This is a genomic window from Legionella bozemanae (assembly GCF_900450575.1).
Classification (GTDB): domain Bacteria; phylum Pseudomonadota; class Gammaproteobacteria; order Legionellales; family Legionellaceae; genus Legionella; species Legionella bozemanae.
The window spans coordinates 1271461-1289122 of record NZ_UGGY01000001.1; the positions used below are offsets into that span (position 1 = coordinate 1271461).

The window sequence follows — 17662 nt, forward strand, 5'->3', positions numbered from 1 at the left end:
GAAAGCATAGGGACACGGAAATGCAAAATAAATATCCTCTATGGAAAAACCTAATGCTGATTATTATTGCGGTTGTTGGGTTTATTTACGCTATACCTAATTTATACACAGAAAACCCTGTAGTACAGATTTCATCTGAGACGCCTGTGGATTATGATGAATTAAAAAATCAGGTAGAAGGTATCTTAAAAAAAGATAATCTGCCTTTTAAATCGCTCATCGCTCAAAATGAAGGGGTTGAAGTTGTTTTTTCATCCACTGACTCCCAGTTGTTAGCTCGTGATACCATCAAAAATGCTTTGGGATCTCAATACACTGTGGCTCTGAATTTAGCTCCGTCTACACCAAGTTGGTTGGATGCAATTCGTGCTGCCCCAATGAAACAAGGTCTGGACTTACGAGGGGGAGTGCATTTTCTGTTAGAAGTTGATGTAGACAGTGTTATTAGTCGTCGTTATGAAGGGATAATGAAAAATATTAGCCAAGAGTTGCGTGATCTAGGCATTCGTTATACAGGTATTCGTTATATAGCAGACAAAGGTGTGAATTTACGCTTCCGTGATGGTGAGTCCATGGATAATGCTTATTTGGGCTTAAAGGAAAAAATTCCTGATCTTATTTTTGTAAAAAGCAAAACAGATAATGAAATTCTAGTATCAATTTCACCTGTCGAATTAAACAAGACGCGCCAAAATACGATTGAGCAAACTATGAGTATTTTACGTAACCGGGTTAATGAGTTAGGTGTTGGTGAGGCAGTTGTGCAACAACAGGGAGCAACCCGTGTTGCTGTTGATTTACCTGGAATTCAAGATGCTGCACGTGCCAAGCAAATTCTTGGCGGTACTGCGACCTTGCAATTCTATCTGGTGGATCAGGACAATGATCCGCAAATTGCGAAACAAACAGGCGCTATTCCCGTCAATGATAAGTTACTCATCATGGATGGACGCCCCATTCTGTTAAAGAGGCAAGTGGTATTGAGTGGTGATTCAATTACCTCAGCAGTTTCCAGTTATGATCAGCAAACAGCTACTCCAGCAGTGCAAATACAACTTGGCGGAGGTGGTGAAAGTCTGTTTACCAAAGTTACTCGTGAAAATATTGGTAAACGTATGGCTATTGTTTACGTTGAAACAAAAAACACCATACAAAACGTAAATGGAGAAGAAAAGAGAGTCACACATAGGGAGGAGCGTGTCATTAGTGCTCCGGTAATCCAAAATGCTTTGGGTAATAACTTCCAGATCACTGGCCTTGCTGACAGTAAAGAAGCAAGTAATTTAGCTTTATTGCTTCGAGCAGGGGCTTTGCCTGCTGCGATCTATCCAATAGAAGAGCGTACAGTAGGCCCAACTTTAGGTAAGGAAAATATTCGTAGAGGTATTGTTTCCTTAGTAGTTGGTATGGGTCTAATTCTCATCTTGATGCCGATCTATTATCGGTTTTTCGGCCTCATTGCGGATATTGCATTGTTGCTTAACCTGGTTTTGCTATGTGCTTTATTGTCTCTGATTGATGCAACACTGACGCTCCCAGGCATTGCAGGAATTGTATTGACGGTAGGTATGGCAGTAGATGCCAACGTCCTGATTTACGAGCGCATTCGAGAGGAATTGCGGCATGGATTGTCACCGCAAGCAGCAATTAGCGCAGGATATGATCGTGCATTTTCTACGATTCTTGATGCGAACGTGACGACACTCATTGTAGCAATCATTTTGTTTGCTGTAGGTACAGGACCTGTACGCGGGTTCGCAGTAACGCTTTCTTTAGGGTTATTAACTTCTATGCTCACAGGCATCACTTACACTCGAGGGATTGTAAATTGGTATTATGGCGGCAGGGTTGTTAAGAAATTGTCTATTGGTATTTAAGGCGAGGCTCAGATGGAATTTTTTAATCCAAATTCAAATGTGGACTTTATGGGTGCTCGCCGTTGGACGGCGATGTTCTCCATATTAATCTTTGTGCTTTCTATAAGCGCTTTAGCGATTCATGGCTTGAAGTGGGGACTTGATTTTACTGGTGGAACTCAAATTGAAGTTTCTTATTCTTCTGCTGCAGATTTATCTTCAATAAGGGAAAGTCTGAATAAGGCAGGATTTAAAGAAGCTCAGGTTGTGAGTTACGGTACTTCTAAGGATGTTTTAATTAGTATCGCTCCCAGAGAAGATAAAGAACAACCTCGTTTGGTTGATCAAGTCATGAGTGCTTTGCCAGGTGCTGTTAAGCAAAGAGTTGATTTTGTCGGACCGCAAGTAGGGCAAGAATTAGCAACTAAAGGAGCCTTGGCTGTTGTTGTTTCTTTGTTAGCAACAATGATTTATATTGCCATGCGTTTCGAGTACCGGCTTGCAGTGAGCTCTGCTGTTGCACTAGTACATGATCCTGTATTGATATTAGGTGTCTTTGCCTTTTTCGGCATTGAATTTGATTTGAAAGCACTGGCAGGGTTGTTAGCAGTAATTGGTTATTCTCTAAATGATACCATCGTGGTTTTTGATAGGGTACGTGAGAATTTTATTAAGATTCGTCGTTCCTCTCCTATTGAAATTATGAATATTTCGATTAACCAAACGTTATCACGAACTATTATGACTTCTGTATTGACGCTTTTCGTAGTACTTGCACTCTTTATCCATGGAGGCGAAGCCATACGCGGATTTTCGCTGGCGTTGATCATTGGTATTGTGATTGGAACTTATTCTTCGATTTATGTTGCTGGTGCTTTAGCTGTAGTTATGGGATTGGATAAAAAAGACTTTATGCCTAACCAGCGCAAAGAAGTTGATAGTCGTCCTTAGTCTGTAGCTTGAGTGCAGCGAAACCCAGGATCGAGAAGACTTGAAACCCGGGTTTCGCTGCGCTGCACCCAGGCTACTTTTATTTTTGTAGTGGCAAATTTCCAAAAATGGAATCATTCAATTGAATTGGAGAAGTGTAGTTCTGAATAGGTCATCCAGGTTTTTCTTATACCATTGAGAATGATTCCAAGTCCGTTTCTTCATCCTCATTTTTCTTAGTCTCTTCTTTTTTCTCAGACTCTTGTTGCACTTCGATTGATTCCTGTGTTTTAGTGCGAGCAGCCATTTGCTTCTTTAATTCTTCAATTACTTCAGGAGGAATGTGCATCGGCTTTTCAGAATCTTTGATTTCTTCTCCATCGATGCGAATTTCGCCTCCATCAGTTATTTCAAGAATTTTCTTAGTATATCCCTGGGGTAATGTATTCTCAGGAACTAATTGAATAGGGATGCCTGCAAGTATTGTGGCCCCATCAACAATACGTGTTCCATCAATTGGAGCAAGTTGTGATGGTTTACTGTAGTAACGACTGATTAGAGAACAAACAGACCAGATCAAATTATATGCCGCATCAAAAGGAAGGCCTACTCCTATCCCAATGCCTTGTCCAAGATATCCTCCGGCTGTACTCATAATATGGGCTAAGCTTATTGTACAAAAAGAAGTAAACAGTTTCGTGGCAATGACTGGTGCCAAAAGGGCAACTCCGGTTGGTCCAGCGGGACTAAAAACTAATAAAGTACTTCCAACGAGCGCTGTTAATTGAACTCGGGGAGATACTGCGGAGGTTGAGTTGCTTATTCCCTCTGCTAATACGACACCCACAGTAGCTCCTGCATAAGCCAAAGCTGTGCCGAAGAAGGGTTGGGTGATTGAAATTACAGGGAAATTTGTGAATTGCTCTTTAGCTTCTTTTGTACGAGTCATTTCTTTTAAAAAGTCTGTGAATTCTTTCCATTCTTTTTCAGAAAATGGTCTTAGCCCATTTTTTTCTAAGGCGACATTTGAGTGCTCCAGAGCATTTGGTGTTTTAATGAGCCGCTCTGCGGTCAAAAAACACGTTTCTTTATCTTCATCATCGAGAAAATTTTTAGCAGTTATTCCTAGGTTGTCGTCGATAATTCGATATAAGACGGAGTTCCTTTTTGAACTTCCAATTTGAGATTGTACGTACAGGCAAGCAGCCAGCATAAATCGTGCTGCAATGATGTATACTTGGCGTTGTGCTGGGGTTTTGATGTCCTCTTCGTTGAGCAAATGAATTTTAAGAAGTACTTTTACTTTTTCTAAAAATGAAATTTGTTTGTTTCTACTGACAACATCAGTTCCTCCAAAAAAAATCGGCGTACCTATTATGGATTGTTTTTCGCTCAAATTGACTTTTTTTTCTGCTTCATACGTTTTACGTAAATTGTCAAATTTTACGATACATCCTGGTGCAAGAATAAAGTGCATGATATCCCCCTTCCATTGGCATTTTTTTGAGTGTAATACACGTCTGATTCCTTTTGCATATTTTATCTTACTTCGTAATTGTATAAATGCAATGTTATTTGATTATTTTTTACTAAATTGCTTCAATATATTGAACGTTTTTATTTTATTTGGTAATTAACATATTGAAATGATGCATTTTTTCAGGATTATGATACTTTTAACTTAATGACTAATAGTTATTAGACTTCTGAGGATTTTGAACAGTGCATCAATTCTCCTCTGTAGTAGAATTTCCGAAGAAGTCTATTGTACGTTGTGGGTGCAAGTAGGGTTAACTTGGATGATGCGAGACCATAATCCAGGCAACTAGCAGATGAAGGATATTTTCGGAGTCATGCTTACTTCTCCCAGACTGTATTTTTACAGGAACAGAGAAGGTGACTGAATTGATAAATGATATGAAAAAAGTGAGTGTCATGGAAAGGCTGAAACATTTATTTCTGCTTCTGCGTGTGTCTCACTGGGCCAAAGCAGTCTTTGTAATGCTGGGATTTTGTTACACACCTATTCCTGGATATTTTCTACCTGCTTTACTTGCTTCTTTGGCTTTTTGTCTTATTTCAAGCGCTGTTTATATTTATAATGATATTGAAGACAGAATTGAAGACAGTTTGCATCCTCACAAACGACATAGACCGCTAGCGAGTGGAAAAGTTTCTCTATCTGAAGCAATTTTTATGTTGTTTTTATTGCTGGTCATGGGGCTTGCTTTGGGTTGGCTGATTTCTAAGAAACTGGCTATAATTCTCTGTGTTTATTTAGTGATTAATGTTGCTTATAACCATCTTTTCAAACTTATCCCCATCGTAGATGTACTTTGTATTGCTGCAGGATTTATGCTGCGCGTATTAGCCGGTACTTTGGGTATTGGTTTACCCATTTCTACTTGGTTAATTACGGCAGTAACTTTACTTAGCCTTTTTATCGCTTTAAACAAACGACAAATGGAAATGCAATTAGGCTTAAAGCATGCGACACGTAAAGTATTGAAGAAATATAATCCATTGGTACTTCATTGGCTGATTGTAACCATAGGCCTTGCCAGTTTCATTACTTACGTTTTTTACATCGTTTATGTTCGGGATGAGTCTTTTTATTTTATGTTAACGGTACCTTTCGCAGCCATTGCATTGTGGCGTTTTGCCTGGCTGGCAAGACAAAACATTGAGAACGATGACCCGGTTATTGTTTTTTTAAGTGATCAATTATCGCGAATTAATCTTTGGTGTTTTGTCATTTTGACCTTTATGGCTTTAGCCCAATGAAATCAGGGATGCATTGGTATACATCCCTGATTTATTATTTTTATTTATTGTTCTTCAGATACAGGTCATTTGACCTTTCTTTTTATTCCAGTAATGAGTTTGGAAAGATTATCGTTATTTTAAGCAAAATCCAGTTAAAGGCGACGCAACAAGATGGTAGATTGATTAGACAGTCATTCTTTATGCTAGTAATTTGAGTTATATTAATTCATACTGTTTAATAATTTGGTGATAGTCCATTATCCTGCGAAACACAGTATGAGTAGTTTGTAAGGACGTTTTGCAAAAAAACAGCATTTATCATTTTAACTTCGCTTATTAAAAAAGACGCAGTAATATATATACTGAGTGATGTTTGTTTAAAACATGAATTGAGTAAATCGTTTAAATACAAATTAAGTAAAACTTAGAAAAGTATTAGCCCTGACTCAATTTATTGCTATGAAATATATGAATGTCTCCGCTTCTTCTTTCCCAGAAGAGATAAATTTGAATTAGGGTTTACCAGGGTGGTAGTGATTTTTTGATGAGATATAAGTTAACATAGTGTACTATCTCACGATAATAAGATAATAAAAATGAATAAAGGATGAGCTTTGTATGAGACACAAAATGTCAGTGTTGTCGCAAAAACTGCATAAAAAAACCCCCGTTTTTCTGTGTGATATTTTTGCTATCCCTGCCGCATGGTATGCAGCGCATTGGCTGCGCTATAACATGCAACCCTTTCCTAAAATATTGACTTCGTCGCACTCCCTTGAAGCTTTGGCTCTGCTAACAGTGATTCAAGTGTCTTGTTATTTTTATTTCAAAACATACCGTGGTTTGTGGCGTTTTTTTTCATTAAATGATGTAGTTCGAATTTTAAAAGCGACGCTGACTACTACAGTGTTGGGGATTTCCGTTTTATATGTTACTTCAATGCTGCATGAACTTCCTCGTTCTGTATTTCCATTATATTGCATGATATTAACTACTATCCTTTGTAGCTGCAGATTGTTGAGAAGGATTTATTGGGATAAGCGCGCCAGAGGCAATAAAGCAACTGAAATTAAACGTGTGCTTATTATTGGTGCAGGTATGGCCGGTGAAGGACTTGCTCGTGATTTAAAACGCTCCAATCGATATAAGCCTGTAGGTTTTATTGATGATAATTTAGCAAAACGCGGCTTAGAAGTTCATGGGATCCCAGTTCTTGGAACCTCCAGCCAAATTACTGAACGTGTCCATAAGTATAAGATTGATTTGATTTTTATCGCGATTCCGTCAGCAAGTTCTTCAGTTATGCGCCGAATCGTAACCTATTGTGAGGAGAGCCAGACTCCATTTAGTACACTTCCCAGTCTTAATGCTTTAGCTTCTGGAAGGGTAGAAGTAAATGCATTAAGACCTGTCAATATCGAAGATTTGTTAGGTAGAGATCAGGTCAATTTACAATGGGACCGACTATCGGCAGGTCTTGCAGGAAAAAGAGTATTGGTTACCGGTGGTGGAGGTTCAATTGGATCTGAGCTATGCCGCCAAATTTTAGCGCTTAAACCCAAGAGTTTAGCTATAGTTGAAAACAGTGAATTTAATTTGTATCAAATAGAGCTCGAGCTGAAGCAAAATTTTCCCGATATTCCTTTAGAGCTTAGGTTGATCAGTGTTACAGATGAAGTAGCAATTAACCATTTATTTACGGAGTTCTTACCTGAAATCGTATTTCATGCTGCTGCGTATAAGCATGTTCCACTTTTGCAAGATCAAATACGTGTTGCTGTGATGAACAACGTTCTTGGAACTCAAGTTGTTGCAAAGGCTAGTGTCGCAGTTAATGTTGAAAAATTTATTTTGATTTCTACTGATAAAGCAGTAAATCCGACCAATATAATGGGGACTACCAAGCGGGTTGCTGAGATTTATTGCCAGAATCTGAATGGAAGAGCTAAGACACAATTCATTACGGTTCGCTTTGGAAATGTTTTAGGCTCGGCAGGAAGTGTTGTTCCATTATTTCAAAAACAATTACAAAGCGGAGGCCCAATCAAAGTAACTCATCCTGATATGCAACGGTATTTTATGACGATACCTGAAGCATGCCAATTGATTTTGCAAGCCATGGTTAATGGAAAAGGTGGAGAAATCTTTGTTTTGGATATGGGGGAACCTGTTAAAATTAGCTATTTGGCTGAACAAATGATTCGCCTGGCTGGAAAAGAGCCTGGGAAAGACATTATGATTGAATATACTGGATTACGTCCAGGAGAGAAGTTATTTGAAGAGTTGTTCCATGAGTCAGAGCAATTGGCTCCAACAGAGCATGAAAAATTATTCAAGGCAAAAGTCCGTGAACTTAACTGGGAAGAATTAATCCAAACAATGCGTTTATTAAATACAGCATGTGAAGAAAATCAGTCTGATGAGTTATTTATTCTATTGAAGAGTTTGGTTCCTGAATTAAATACAACAAGTGTGATACCAGTAGTTTAATTTGTTGTTGTGTTTATTGAAAAAGAGGCTTTAAAATGATTTCTTACGATGATTTCGCCAAAGTTGACCTGCGTTCAGGCACAGTTGTTAAGGTCGAGGAATTCCCTCGCACAAAAAAACCTGCGTATAAAGTTTGGGTGGATTTTGGTAAGGATATAGGAATATTACAAACCTCTGCTCAAATTACCGTGCATTATACGCCAGAAACCTTGGTAGGACGTTCTGTAGTGGGCTGTGTCAACTTGGGTGAAAAAAACATCGCAGGTTTTATTTCTCAATTTTTATTGGTTGGATTCTCTGACGAGAATGGAGCCATATGTCTAATAACTACCGATCCTAGAGTTCCTAACGGGCAAAAGTTGCATTAATTTGACTGGAAAATAGATAAGCCTTCTTCATACAGTTGAAGGCTAAATATTTGAATGAGCGCCTGACTATAAGGCCTGTGGCTTCAAGTTGCTCTTGGTTATTTAAGGGCTTCATTTTGTTTTCTTTTAAATATTTTTTTACTTCTGGCAAGTCAAGTTTTCTGCAAAGAGGGTATTAAGTTATTTCAAGCAAAGCGGGGGACTTCGAAAACTCTATTCTTTTGGCAAAAGAAAAAGAAAAATTAGAATAAAGAGTTATTTCATTCCATCAAAGCCCAGTTTTATGCCACTATGCTAGAAATCCCGAGTGATGCTTACGGTGCCTCACCCAGGCTCCAGGATTAAACTGGGGGAAAAAGATCTTGAAACTTAACTCGAGATTTCAGGTGGAGTGCTTTTTTCCTTTTCTTCGATAAATCAAAAAGCTTATAGATAATTATAGGAACAATAAAGCTAACCATGCCTATATAAAAAGCAAGTTTATAGGTGGGATCTTTATTCAGCACTAGGAAAAACAAGGCAACACACATAAGTATGATGGCAAGGATTCCTGTGTAGGGCGAGTAGGGTGTCACATAACGCAGATTCTCTGTTGTATATCCAGCTTGATATAATCTATTTCTAAAACGAATTTGTGATGTGCATAAGGAGATCCATGCCAGGGTTCCAGTAAATCCAGATACTAGAAGTAGTGCGATATAAAGCTGGGTTTGTCCGAAAAAGTAACCAACCCCTAAAAGAATCCAGATGGTAATCAAGGTTGCAATGATTGCATTTTGAGGTACTGAATTTTGATTAAATTTGGAAAAAGTGTGTGGTGCCATGCCATCACGTGCTAGTGCATTGAGTGCACGAACCGTTCCATAAAATCCTGAGTTAGCACAAGATAAAGTAGCACTTAGGGTCACAAAACTGGTTACCGCACCTGCCCATTTAAGATTGTAATAGTTTAAGGCATCAGCAAATACAGAATTGGATAAACCGGCTTTTTGCCATGGAAAAATTAATACCAGACAAAATACGGGAATGATATAGATAAAAAGAATTCTTAACGTTACATTTCGAATAGCGTGGGGAATCATGCGCGCGGGGTTTTCTGATTCTCCGGCAGCAAGACCAATAATTTCGGACCCTTGATAATTCACCAGTAAAAGAACCATTGCGGTTAACAGGGACATTGCCCCGTTAGGAAGAAGCCCTCCATCACCTAAAATGTATCTGGAGCCAATAATTCCACTGGATTCTGCGCCATGGATTAGACCAAAGAAAATTAAAATAGCTAAAATTACAAAGCCTAATAAAGCCAAAATCTTAATCAAAGCCAGCCAAAATTCGATTTCGCCAAATGTATCTACTTTAGCCAAGTTAATGTAGGTAATAAGTAAACCAAAACAAACAGCCCATATATAACCATTTACTCCAGTAAACATTTCCATGATTATCCCGCCTGCAACGCATTCAGCGGGGATATATGCTACCCAACTGATCCAATAAGACCATCCTACGCCACAGGCTACTGATGGAGATATAAAGTCAGCAGTGTACGTTACAAAAGAGCCTGAAATGGGAATAGCCACAGCAAGCTCGCCCATGCACAGCATGGTTAGAAAGATGATCAATCCGCCTAGTATATAGGCTAGAAACACAGCAGGGCCAACCAGGTTGATTACCTCGCCTGTACCTAAAAAATAACCTGAGCCGATAATTCCTCCCAAGGCAATAAGTTGCACATGGCGGTCTTTCAATCTTCGACTATAACCACTGTCTTTTACAGGCTTATCTGTTTCCATCTTGCTCTTTTTCACGGGCTGTTTGTTTCTCACAGGTTGTCATATTTTTGGGTGACGCTATGTTATATTCATCTTTAATAATTTAAAACTAAATTTTTCCTATTTATACTAATTTTTTTTAAAAACTAGTATAAAAAATTGACCAGCAGGACATTATAAATCATTTTTTATCTAATTGAACTTTTTTTTACTAATTTAGTGAAAATTATTACAAGGAAAACCTCAGGTTATGACGTAATTTAGAGATTAAATCAATAAAAAAGATTATAATGATTGATTTTTCTATAAAAAAATTAGTTATCCTTTTTTGTTTCTGAGATTTATTAATAATCACAAGCAGTTGCATCATCATTTAACTTAAGTATACTTTCTCATGCGCCGCTGTAGCTCAGTCGGTAGAGCAGTTGATTCGTAATCAGAAGGTCCGCAGTTCGATTCTGCGCAGCGGCATAGTAAAATCAATTAGTTAGTCTAGACTAACTTGATTAAAGTGCCCCCTTATTTGGGGTAGAGCCTATATTTTAAATTTTGTGGCGTGTCGAATATGTGTCGAAGTTTGATAAAAATAAACCGATTCATTTTTCTTTTTTTTCAGAGTTCGGCCTGAAAGGAATGTCTTTAATAACCAAGTGACAAAATAATTTGAGCATTAATAGAAAGGCGACTTTAGCCGCCTTTTTCATATTTATATTAGTGACATGCAGGAATACAATACTCTTTTCCTTGATAATACATATAATCACCATATTGATTCGATACATTCCAACAACACAGGCCATTGGTCACATTAGCTTGCATTGATTTATTATCTGATGATTTGGCTTTTATTTTCTCTAGACATGATTCTATATTTGAATCAGACTTATCGCAAAATGCCATCAATTTATTGAATTGATCTGGTTTAATGCTATTACTAGACATATTTTTAAATCTATTTGCATCTGTGTCTGAAATTAAGTTAAAAGCATGACAATTCATGGTCATTGCTAACATTGATACTGCTATTGCTTTTTTCATTTATTCATTTACCTCTCAGTTAATTGTAGAATCTCCATATAGTTCACCAGTGATTAATCCTTTACCCACTCAAATACCTTATAACACTCTAGTCTCACCATGGTTATAGTTAAAAGTTTCCTGTCTATTGTTTAAACATCCATTTAATTGATTCTTTACTGTTATTTTTCAGAACAGTATTCAGAAAGAGGTATTGGTTTCTTTGCAACCTTCAAATATTCATTATAATTTTTATGGCAACCTTCTTTTGCCTCTGCCTTTTTTGCATTTGCATACTTAACAGCGCCAATGCCAGCACCGATCGCGGCTACAGCACACCCCTGTAGTTGTGATACTGCTAAAATTACTCCCATTAAAAGAGATAACATTTTTAAAATTTTCATATTAATACACCTTATTGTTTGAATTTAATGCACTTTCTTGGGATTGGGTATTTCGAATACATTACAACGGAAAATCCAAAACCCAATAGATGTGGAGTTAATTCCGGATTCTCATTGTATTGCTCAGATAAAAATAGAACTCCATCCTTAACGGATTTCTTTTCTAAGAATGGGTAATGATTTCTATAACACTTGGCGAACTTCTCTCCGGAAAATAATTCAAGGGATACCAGATAGCTTGCGAATGCTTAAGTTATAGCTGTATTACAGACGTCTTGATTTTGAGTGTAATTTTGATCTGCGCATGCTAAAATAAAGTCTTTGCCTGTATATATTCCTGCAGAATAAGTTGGTTTGACAATAATAATACAAAGAACCATCAAAATTATTTTTTTGTCTAAAAACATAGAACCATCCACTATAGTGTTAGTAACAAACATTATTGTGGCAGTGAACACCGGCTTTAGGGTTTCCAGCTCGATGCCTTTTAACAAAGGTTCCATCTCTTTTTATATAAGGTCTAACAGTGTGTGTTTTTCCATAAGAAGAACCGTATCTTGGAGTTTTATAAGAATATGAGTAGGCGGCGCGTTTTGCGTAACTTTCAGATTTAGGTAATAAAGAAAAACAACAGAATCCTAACAATAAAAATTTTGCTTTCATGATAGCCTTATTATAAAAACATGAGTTACAGAGCCGAATTCTTATTGTTGTTTTAAAGTAAAATAAAATTACTTGTCGGACGATAACAAATTAACATGATGATTATATATTAACCACAGAAGCGGGATGGTAAGAATTCCTTAGTATCCCGTCAAGCAAAAAATTAAGATTCTCTTAGCAAGCCGTATTAGACGAAGTTGTATAGACCGGCACATAGAAAGTTGTAATAGGGAAATCATCTTTATTAAAGCCGATACAACCCAATAGATTTTTACCTTCATCTAAAAAATACGTGGAACTACTGGGACAAGTGGAACACCCTTGTAGTTACTGGACTTCAGATGTTCCACTATCAAAATCGACAGTGGAACTAGTGGAACAATTAATACTCGTCAGACCAAACTTTCTCGGTAAAAACATAACACCTAGGAATACCAACCCCTTTAATTCTTCGTTTTTGAGAAGCTTTGCCCGTCATTACCGGGGACTATCCAGCCAGCGTTAATAAGAGCTTTATTTACCATTTTAGGTTCAAACCCATGGCAAATCTCCTTCCTATAAACTTCAGATAAAACCATAAAAATACGAAAACCTTCGCTATCCGTGCGAAAAAATCCTGCTCGGTTATAAAGGCGTTCACTATTCGGATGATTTTCGCTTTCAAACCGACTTGCCCCTTCTTTTTCAAAGAATGCACGAACTTGCGATAGTATGGCTCGAGCTTCTCGGTTACCATGCTCTCCAAAATTCTCTAGCCAAGCGTTAAAACACTTTTCCACTGCTTGGCATGCTGTGCCCCGTTTCCAACCGGTTAATCCAAAATGACTTGCTATTTCTCCAGCCATGGCAACTAAAGCAAAACGTCTGGCTACTCGTTGAATTTGACCTGAGTGTTCTGGCTTAGTGACCTTTGCTACAAATTGCTGGATTTTATTGGCGAGTACAGGGATTAATTCAGTGCGATGATTAACAATTTTATGGAGCCATGTAATTCCAACTGCTCCATGATATTTGCTTGCTGCTTCTTTTAATGCAAGCGACATAGATGCTGGGTTTATATGATCATGTAACTGTTCAAATAATCCCATCTGAGCACCAGCATCCGCTTCAATATCTGCTAAACGAATTTCTTGACCTGCATTACATCGCTGCCATGCTTTTGCCATTAACGAAGTTAAAGATTCTTCGCCTGCCGATAAAAATAGCAATGACCAACGCATGGATTGTCTTGCGGTACCACAACGAGAGGCTCGTGTTTTGCCTTGACCATTGGCAAGCAGGTAAGCACACTCACCGGCCTCTTTAGGATCCATTTGGCTCAGTTCATCTAGGATTAATAACCCATCATTATGGAGCGCAGCCAATCCTTCTAAGCCGTTCGCAGTGCTTCGCCACAGACGAATATAATTGTTCGGTTTACCCCAAACAGAAGCTGCAACCTTTAAAGCGGTTGTTTTACCAGAGGAAGAAGCACCTCTAAAATGAAACCCTCCGGAATCTTCTCCAATTAGCTTGGCAAGACTCGGTGCAAAGGCAGCAGATATTGCAAAGACCAATCTGGAGTTACCATCTGCCAAACGGGCAATAGAATATCTCCATTCCTCAACAGTACCAGCAACAGATAAAGCAGGTTCAAGACTATTCGCATTTTGAAAAACGATTTTGTCACTAGATTGCCCAATAGCTTCATTCGCGGTAACAAAAACATCTTCATACCATCCAAGTTTATCGACACAACGAGCACGCTCTTGAATGTAAGACGCTAACAAATCACGAGCAGTTTTACTGGGCGAAATAGTCAACCCCAATCGTGCAAGCTCTCGCCTTACATCGCTAGAATCCCCTTGTAATAAAGCCAAAGGCATAGCCCATTGATGTTTCACTCCATCATCATCCACCCATTCGAGCGATCCCATTCACCACTTAGAGCATCACGAGTTTTAGCTACTACATACAAAGAGGAGCAAATCCATCGGGGAGGTAGCTCATTATTGTCTTTATCCTTTCCAACAAAAATTACCCCATCCGAGGTTAATTGAAATAATCCACCTGCATATGGAAAGGATTTAATGCGTTTAGACTGTTTAAAATCAACATGATATATTGGATTCGAATTCATTTTCTTTTTCTCCAACAACGTTCACAGGAAGGTGTTCCACCATCTTCCAATCAATCAAACAAGACTTAAGTAAAGAAATTGCTAAACAGCCTCTTTAAGGACGTTATAAGTGCATTGCTGTTGAAGATAATTAAGAATATCTAATTTGCGATATCGAACGGTACGGCCAATTTTAATATAGGGTACACCCTGACCAGCCCAACGGTTTCGCTCTAATAATTGAACTGAGCAATCTAAAACTGCGGCAAGTGTATTTTGATTAAAAAGGGTAAAGTCTGGAGCTGATTCAAATTCATTGATAAGTTGTAAGCGCGATACATTTTTTCTAGACATAGTAATACCTCGTCATTAAAAGAATTTTCAATCGGCAATAAAATGCCGCCAAAGAGGCTTTTTCCATAAATCCAATTTGAAAATTCCAGTAACACTGGTACTTTCTATCCAAAAATCCATATAGCTTTATACCCATTTTCATAAAGCTATTTAAAACAACGAATAGATTATTACGTGGTTTAAAAATTAAAGTCAACAATTGAAAACAAATTCAAAGAAATTGTAACTATTTAAACCAAAAACAACCCTAATGTCCCACTTGTACCACATGTTACCTAAACTTTTGTTCAATCAGAAAGAGCTATATACAGAAATTTCATATCAGATAAAGTGTCGTATTTTTGCTATACTTGTGTTGTAAGAAATTATCGGAAATAGAGCCATGTCACGTGTATCACTTAGAAGTAGAATTGAGAAAAAGATAGGTCGATCTAAACGGCAGGTTTTTTTACGCTCTGATTTTGGAAAATTAAGTGATTATGATCAAGTTGGCAGGGCATTAAAAGAATTATCCAGAGAAGGAAAGTTGCTCAAAATAGGTTATGGTTTGTATGCAAAAGCCAGAATAAATAGAATTACTGGCAAACCCATGCTTGCTGCTGAGGGCGGTTTTACAGCTATCTCTAAAGAAGCATTAACAAGACTTGGTGTAAAATGGCAATATTCCGATGCAACGAAATCTTATTTGACGAACTCTACACAAATACCCGCAAATGCTGAGGTTGTTGTAAAAAGCAGGTTTAACCGTAAAATTGGCACAGATAAATTTACCCTAAAGGTTGTTTGCTCTTAATGGAAGAAATAGACCCTACGATTTTTGCAGATGTTGCCGATGCTCTTGGTATAGAAGAACCAGTTCTCGTAGAAAAAGACTACTATGCTATTCAATTACTAAAGTTGCTTTATTCAATCAATGACCCTGAATATTCAATCGTTTTTGCAGGAGGGACTTGCTTATCCAAGGCTCACATAGACACATTTCGTATGTCTGAAGATGTGGATATCAAATTAATACCATCCTCGGATGTTCAAAAGGAAACGAGAAGTCAGCAACGGAAATTACGTGGTTATTTTCATCAAAAACTTTATGCATTGTTAGATGCACAGACAATACTTGAGTTGAGTGAGGACAGAAAGCGTGATGAGGGCAAATATTTACAATGTTATATAAAATATCCTCGTTTTCACCCTACCATAAGTGCTATTCGTCCTGAGATCCAGTTGGAAATAACGGAATCACCCCTTCTGGATGCAACTATTACAGCACCCATTTCTTCAATGTATTCACAAACACTCAGATTACCTCCAGAAATTCCTCAATGTCATTACAGCCAGTGAAAAACTGGTGGCTTTACTCAGAAGAACCGCGGCTTATGAAAGAAGTCCTTCAAGAAAGGAAGATGAAACATTGGTTCGACATATTTACGATCTCCATCTCATAAATCAATCTAATGCAGATAAGGACAAAATAAGTAAATTAGTCAAGGAAGTCATTGAAATAGATATTAAAGAGTTTGGTAACCAGCACCCTCAATTTAGAGATGATCCTTATAAAGAGCTCTTATATGGTTTTGAACGAATTCAAGAACAGCAGAAGTTCAAAGTGAGATATCAAAATTTTATTGGTCCTTTAGTATACAATAAAAATCCAGCCAGCTGGGGAGAATCCATGAAATCACTCAATGAGATTGTTACGAGTTTGATAAAAGTATAGATATGCCCTAAATAATGTCCCACTAGTACCATCGCAAATTTTGAATGTGGTACGCTGATAGCTCAGTAAAATCAAGTTGTCCCCTTAGTTCCACTTGTACCACTCAAAATCATTAAGATATTTATATTGTCAAAAAAATTATTTCAATAAAAAGACACAACGCAGCACGAAGTAGTGCATTGTGATGAATGATTTGTCAGATTAAGCCGAAACTATTTCAATTAAAGATACCTCAACTAAAAAATTATTATGGAGTATGTTTTGCCTTTTGTTCTAAGGTATTGGACAACTCCTGTATAGAACTTTTAATTTGCTCTAAGTTAGGTCCGCCTTTTTCCCAGGGTGAAATAAGATAAACCGAAAGTCCTTTATCTTCCGCTGACCAATCTTTAGCATATTCCTTAAATCCAGCTTTTTTTAATTCTTCACCTAATTTTCCAGCTTTATTATTCACAACAATAGCCAGGCCTCCTTGTTTAGGATTATCTAAATCATGAATACCTAACTCACCTATATCATCAAACTGACCTATATAAGCCTCAGATCTTATTGGGCTGAAAACATAAATATTCCTTTTTGCTATTGCGTCAGGCAATGTTTTTGCAATAGCAATAAGAGCTGAAAACTGTTTGTTTATATCTTGTTGCATAAAGCGAAAACTTTCGATCTGCACATCCTCTTTTACTTCTTTTTTTGATTCCTCTCGCAATCTTTCTTTCTCTGCTCTTTCAGCCAATATTTGCGTTGGAAGTTTTCTTCTTATGCCTTTATCCTTACTGAATGACATGATGATGCTCCTCATTTATGCTAATTTATCTAATTATAGCAAATTATAAATGCATTGTGTAGGAATAGAAGCCAATGATGTTAGGTGACAAAAGGCATGCAGGGACTAGTTGATATGAGGATTTACCAAATATCCCTAAAGGAGTTTATTGGACATATGAGGTATGCGCGACTATTTTTGGTTGTTTTTTATTCAAAACGTTATAATTATATTATTGTCAATAACAAACAGGAGCTGAACTATGTACATTAAACGAGAAGAAAGAAAAACTAAAGAAGCAAGCTCATCACCAGCCAATAAATTTTTTGAAGTTGATTTTATTAAAAATACGGTGAATTCAAAGTCAGGATACATGTCATCAGCTCAACTATTCGAGAAATTACAAAGCAGATCCGGGTAAATTATTAGCAGATGTTAGCAAATCATTTGATAGTAAAGACGATCTA

Annotated in this window: 16 protein-coding genes, 1 tRNA gene and 1 pseudogene; 10 read left to right on the forward strand and 8 right to left on the reverse strand. The window is 37.5% G+C overall.

What is annotated here, in order from left to right; genetic code table 11:
- Positions 1-20: 20 nt before the first annotated feature.
- Positions 21-1877, forward strand: a complete 1857-nt coding sequence (gene secD, locus DY223_RS05425) for a protein translocase subunit SecD (RefSeq protein WP_058460455.1) — start codon at positions 21-23, stop codon at positions 1875-1877.
- A 12-nt stretch (positions 1878-1889) separates the two neighbouring features.
- Positions 1890-2807: a protein translocase subunit SecF gene (gene secF, locus DY223_RS05430; RefSeq protein WP_058460456.1), complete on the forward strand. Its 918-nt coding sequence runs from the start codon at positions 1890-1892 to the stop codon at positions 2805-2807.
- Between the two features lie 166 nt (positions 2808-2973).
- Here the strand turns inward: secF and DY223_RS05435 are convergent, their stop codons facing one another.
- Positions 2974-4263, reverse strand: a complete 1290-nt coding sequence (locus DY223_RS05435; RefSeq protein WP_058460457.1) for a hypothetical protein — start codon at positions 4261-4263, stop codon at positions 2974-2976.
- A gap of 419 nt (positions 4264-4682) precedes the next feature.
- Here DY223_RS05435 and DY223_RS05440 point away from each other — a divergent pair, with 419 nt between their 5' ends.
- The 3 genes from DY223_RS05440 to DY223_RS05450 all read left to right on the forward strand — a co-directional run bounded on the left by DY223_RS05440 (position 4683) and on the right by DY223_RS05450 (position 8410).
- Positions 4683-5570, forward strand: a complete 888-nt coding sequence (locus DY223_RS05440; protein WP_058460458.1) for a decaprenyl-phosphate phosphoribosyltransferase — start codon at positions 4683-4685, stop codon at positions 5568-5570.
- 600 nt (positions 5571-6170) lie between these two features.
- Positions 6171-8042 carry a polysaccharide biosynthesis protein gene (locus DY223_RS05445; RefSeq protein ID WP_058460459.1) on the forward strand — a complete coding sequence of 624 codons (1872 nt, stop codon included), beginning with the start codon at positions 6171-6173 and terminating at the stop codon, positions 8040-8042.
- 35 nt (positions 8043-8077) lie between these two features.
- Positions 8078-8410, forward strand: coding sequence for a tRNA-binding protein (locus DY223_RS05450; protein ID WP_058460460.1), 333 nt, complete (start codon positions 8078-8080; stop codon positions 8408-8410).
- Between the two features lie 341 nt (positions 8411-8751).
- On the opposite strand, the gene DY223_RS05455 is transcribed toward DY223_RS05450, so the two are convergent.
- Positions 8752-10200 carry an amino acid permease gene (locus DY223_RS05455; protein ID WP_115684283.1) on the reverse strand — a complete coding sequence of 483 codons (1449 nt, stop codon included), beginning with the start codon at positions 10198-10200 and terminating at the stop codon, positions 8752-8754.
- 377 nt (positions 10201-10577) lie between these two features.
- Here DY223_RS05455 and DY223_RS05460 point away from each other — a divergent pair.
- Positions 10578-10650, forward strand: a tRNA-Thr gene (locus DY223_RS05460).
- Between the two features lie 240 nt (positions 10651-10890).
- Here DY223_RS05460 and DY223_RS05465 read toward each other — a convergent pair.
- From DY223_RS05465 to DY223_RS05485, 5 genes and pseudogenes are all read right to left on the reverse strand, one after another.
- Entirely contained in the window at positions 10891-11217 is a 327-nt protein-coding gene (locus DY223_RS05465; RefSeq protein ID WP_058460462.1) for a hypothetical protein, read from the reverse strand.
- Between the two features lie 161 nt (positions 11218-11378).
- On the reverse strand, positions 11379-11600 hold the full coding sequence (locus tag DY223_RS05470; RefSeq protein ID WP_058460463.1) for a hypothetical protein: 222 nt from the start codon (positions 11598-11600) through the stop codon (positions 11379-11381).
- Between the two features lie 248 nt (positions 11601-11848).
- A complete protein-coding gene (locus DY223_RS05475) occupies positions 11849-12103 on the reverse strand; it encodes a hypothetical protein (RefSeq protein ID WP_058460464.1) in 255 nt (84 codons plus the stop codon).
- Between the two features lie 542 nt (positions 12104-12645).
- A pseudogene (locus DY223_RS05480) lies at positions 12646-14382 on the reverse strand (DUF927 domain-containing protein).
- A gap of 81 nt (positions 14383-14463) precedes the next feature.
- A complete protein-coding gene (locus DY223_RS05485; RefSeq protein ID WP_058460465.1) occupies positions 14464-14715 on the reverse strand; it encodes a MerR family transcriptional regulator in 252 nt (83 codons plus the stop codon).
- Between the two features lie 382 nt (positions 14716-15097).
- Between DY223_RS05485 and DY223_RS05490 the strand changes: the two genes are divergently transcribed.
- The 3 genes from DY223_RS05490 to DY223_RS05500 are packed head-to-tail and all read left to right on the forward strand — an operon-like array spanning position 15098 to position 16429.
- The gene (locus tag DY223_RS05490; protein WP_058460466.1) at positions 15098-15508 is read left to right on the forward strand and encodes a DUF6088 family protein; all 411 of its coding nucleotides are present in this window, start codon (positions 15098-15100) and stop codon (positions 15506-15508) included.
- Complete coding sequence (locus DY223_RS05495; RefSeq protein ID WP_058460467.1) at positions 15508-16053, forward strand: nucleotidyl transferase AbiEii/AbiGii toxin family protein; 546 nt, start codon at positions 15508-15510, stop codon at positions 16051-16053. Before DY223_RS05490 ends, DY223_RS05495 begins: the two co-directional genes overlap by 1 nt.
- Positions 16054-16060: 7 nt before the next feature.
- Positions 16061-16429 (forward strand): nucleotidyl transferase AbiEii/AbiGii toxin family protein, encoded by a 369-nt coding sequence (locus tag DY223_RS05500; protein ID WP_058460468.1) that lies wholly within the window; start codon positions 16061-16063, stop codon positions 16427-16429.
- A 247-nt stretch (positions 16430-16676) separates the two neighbouring features.
- Here DY223_RS05500 and DY223_RS05505 read toward each other — a convergent pair whose 3' ends face one another.
- Positions 16677-17216 carry a hypothetical protein gene (locus DY223_RS05505; RefSeq protein ID WP_058460469.1) on the reverse strand — a complete coding sequence of 180 codons (540 nt, stop codon included), beginning with the start codon at positions 17214-17216 and terminating at the stop codon, positions 16677-16679.
- A 241-nt stretch (positions 17217-17457) separates the two neighbouring features.
- Here DY223_RS05505 and DY223_RS19080 point away from each other — a divergent pair, with 241 nt between their 5' ends.
- The gene (locus DY223_RS19080) at positions 17458-17616 is read left to right on the forward strand and encodes a hypothetical protein (protein ID WP_154669227.1); all 159 of its coding nucleotides are present in this window, start codon (positions 17458-17460) and stop codon (positions 17614-17616) included.
- Positions 17617-17662: the final 46 nt, after the last annotated feature.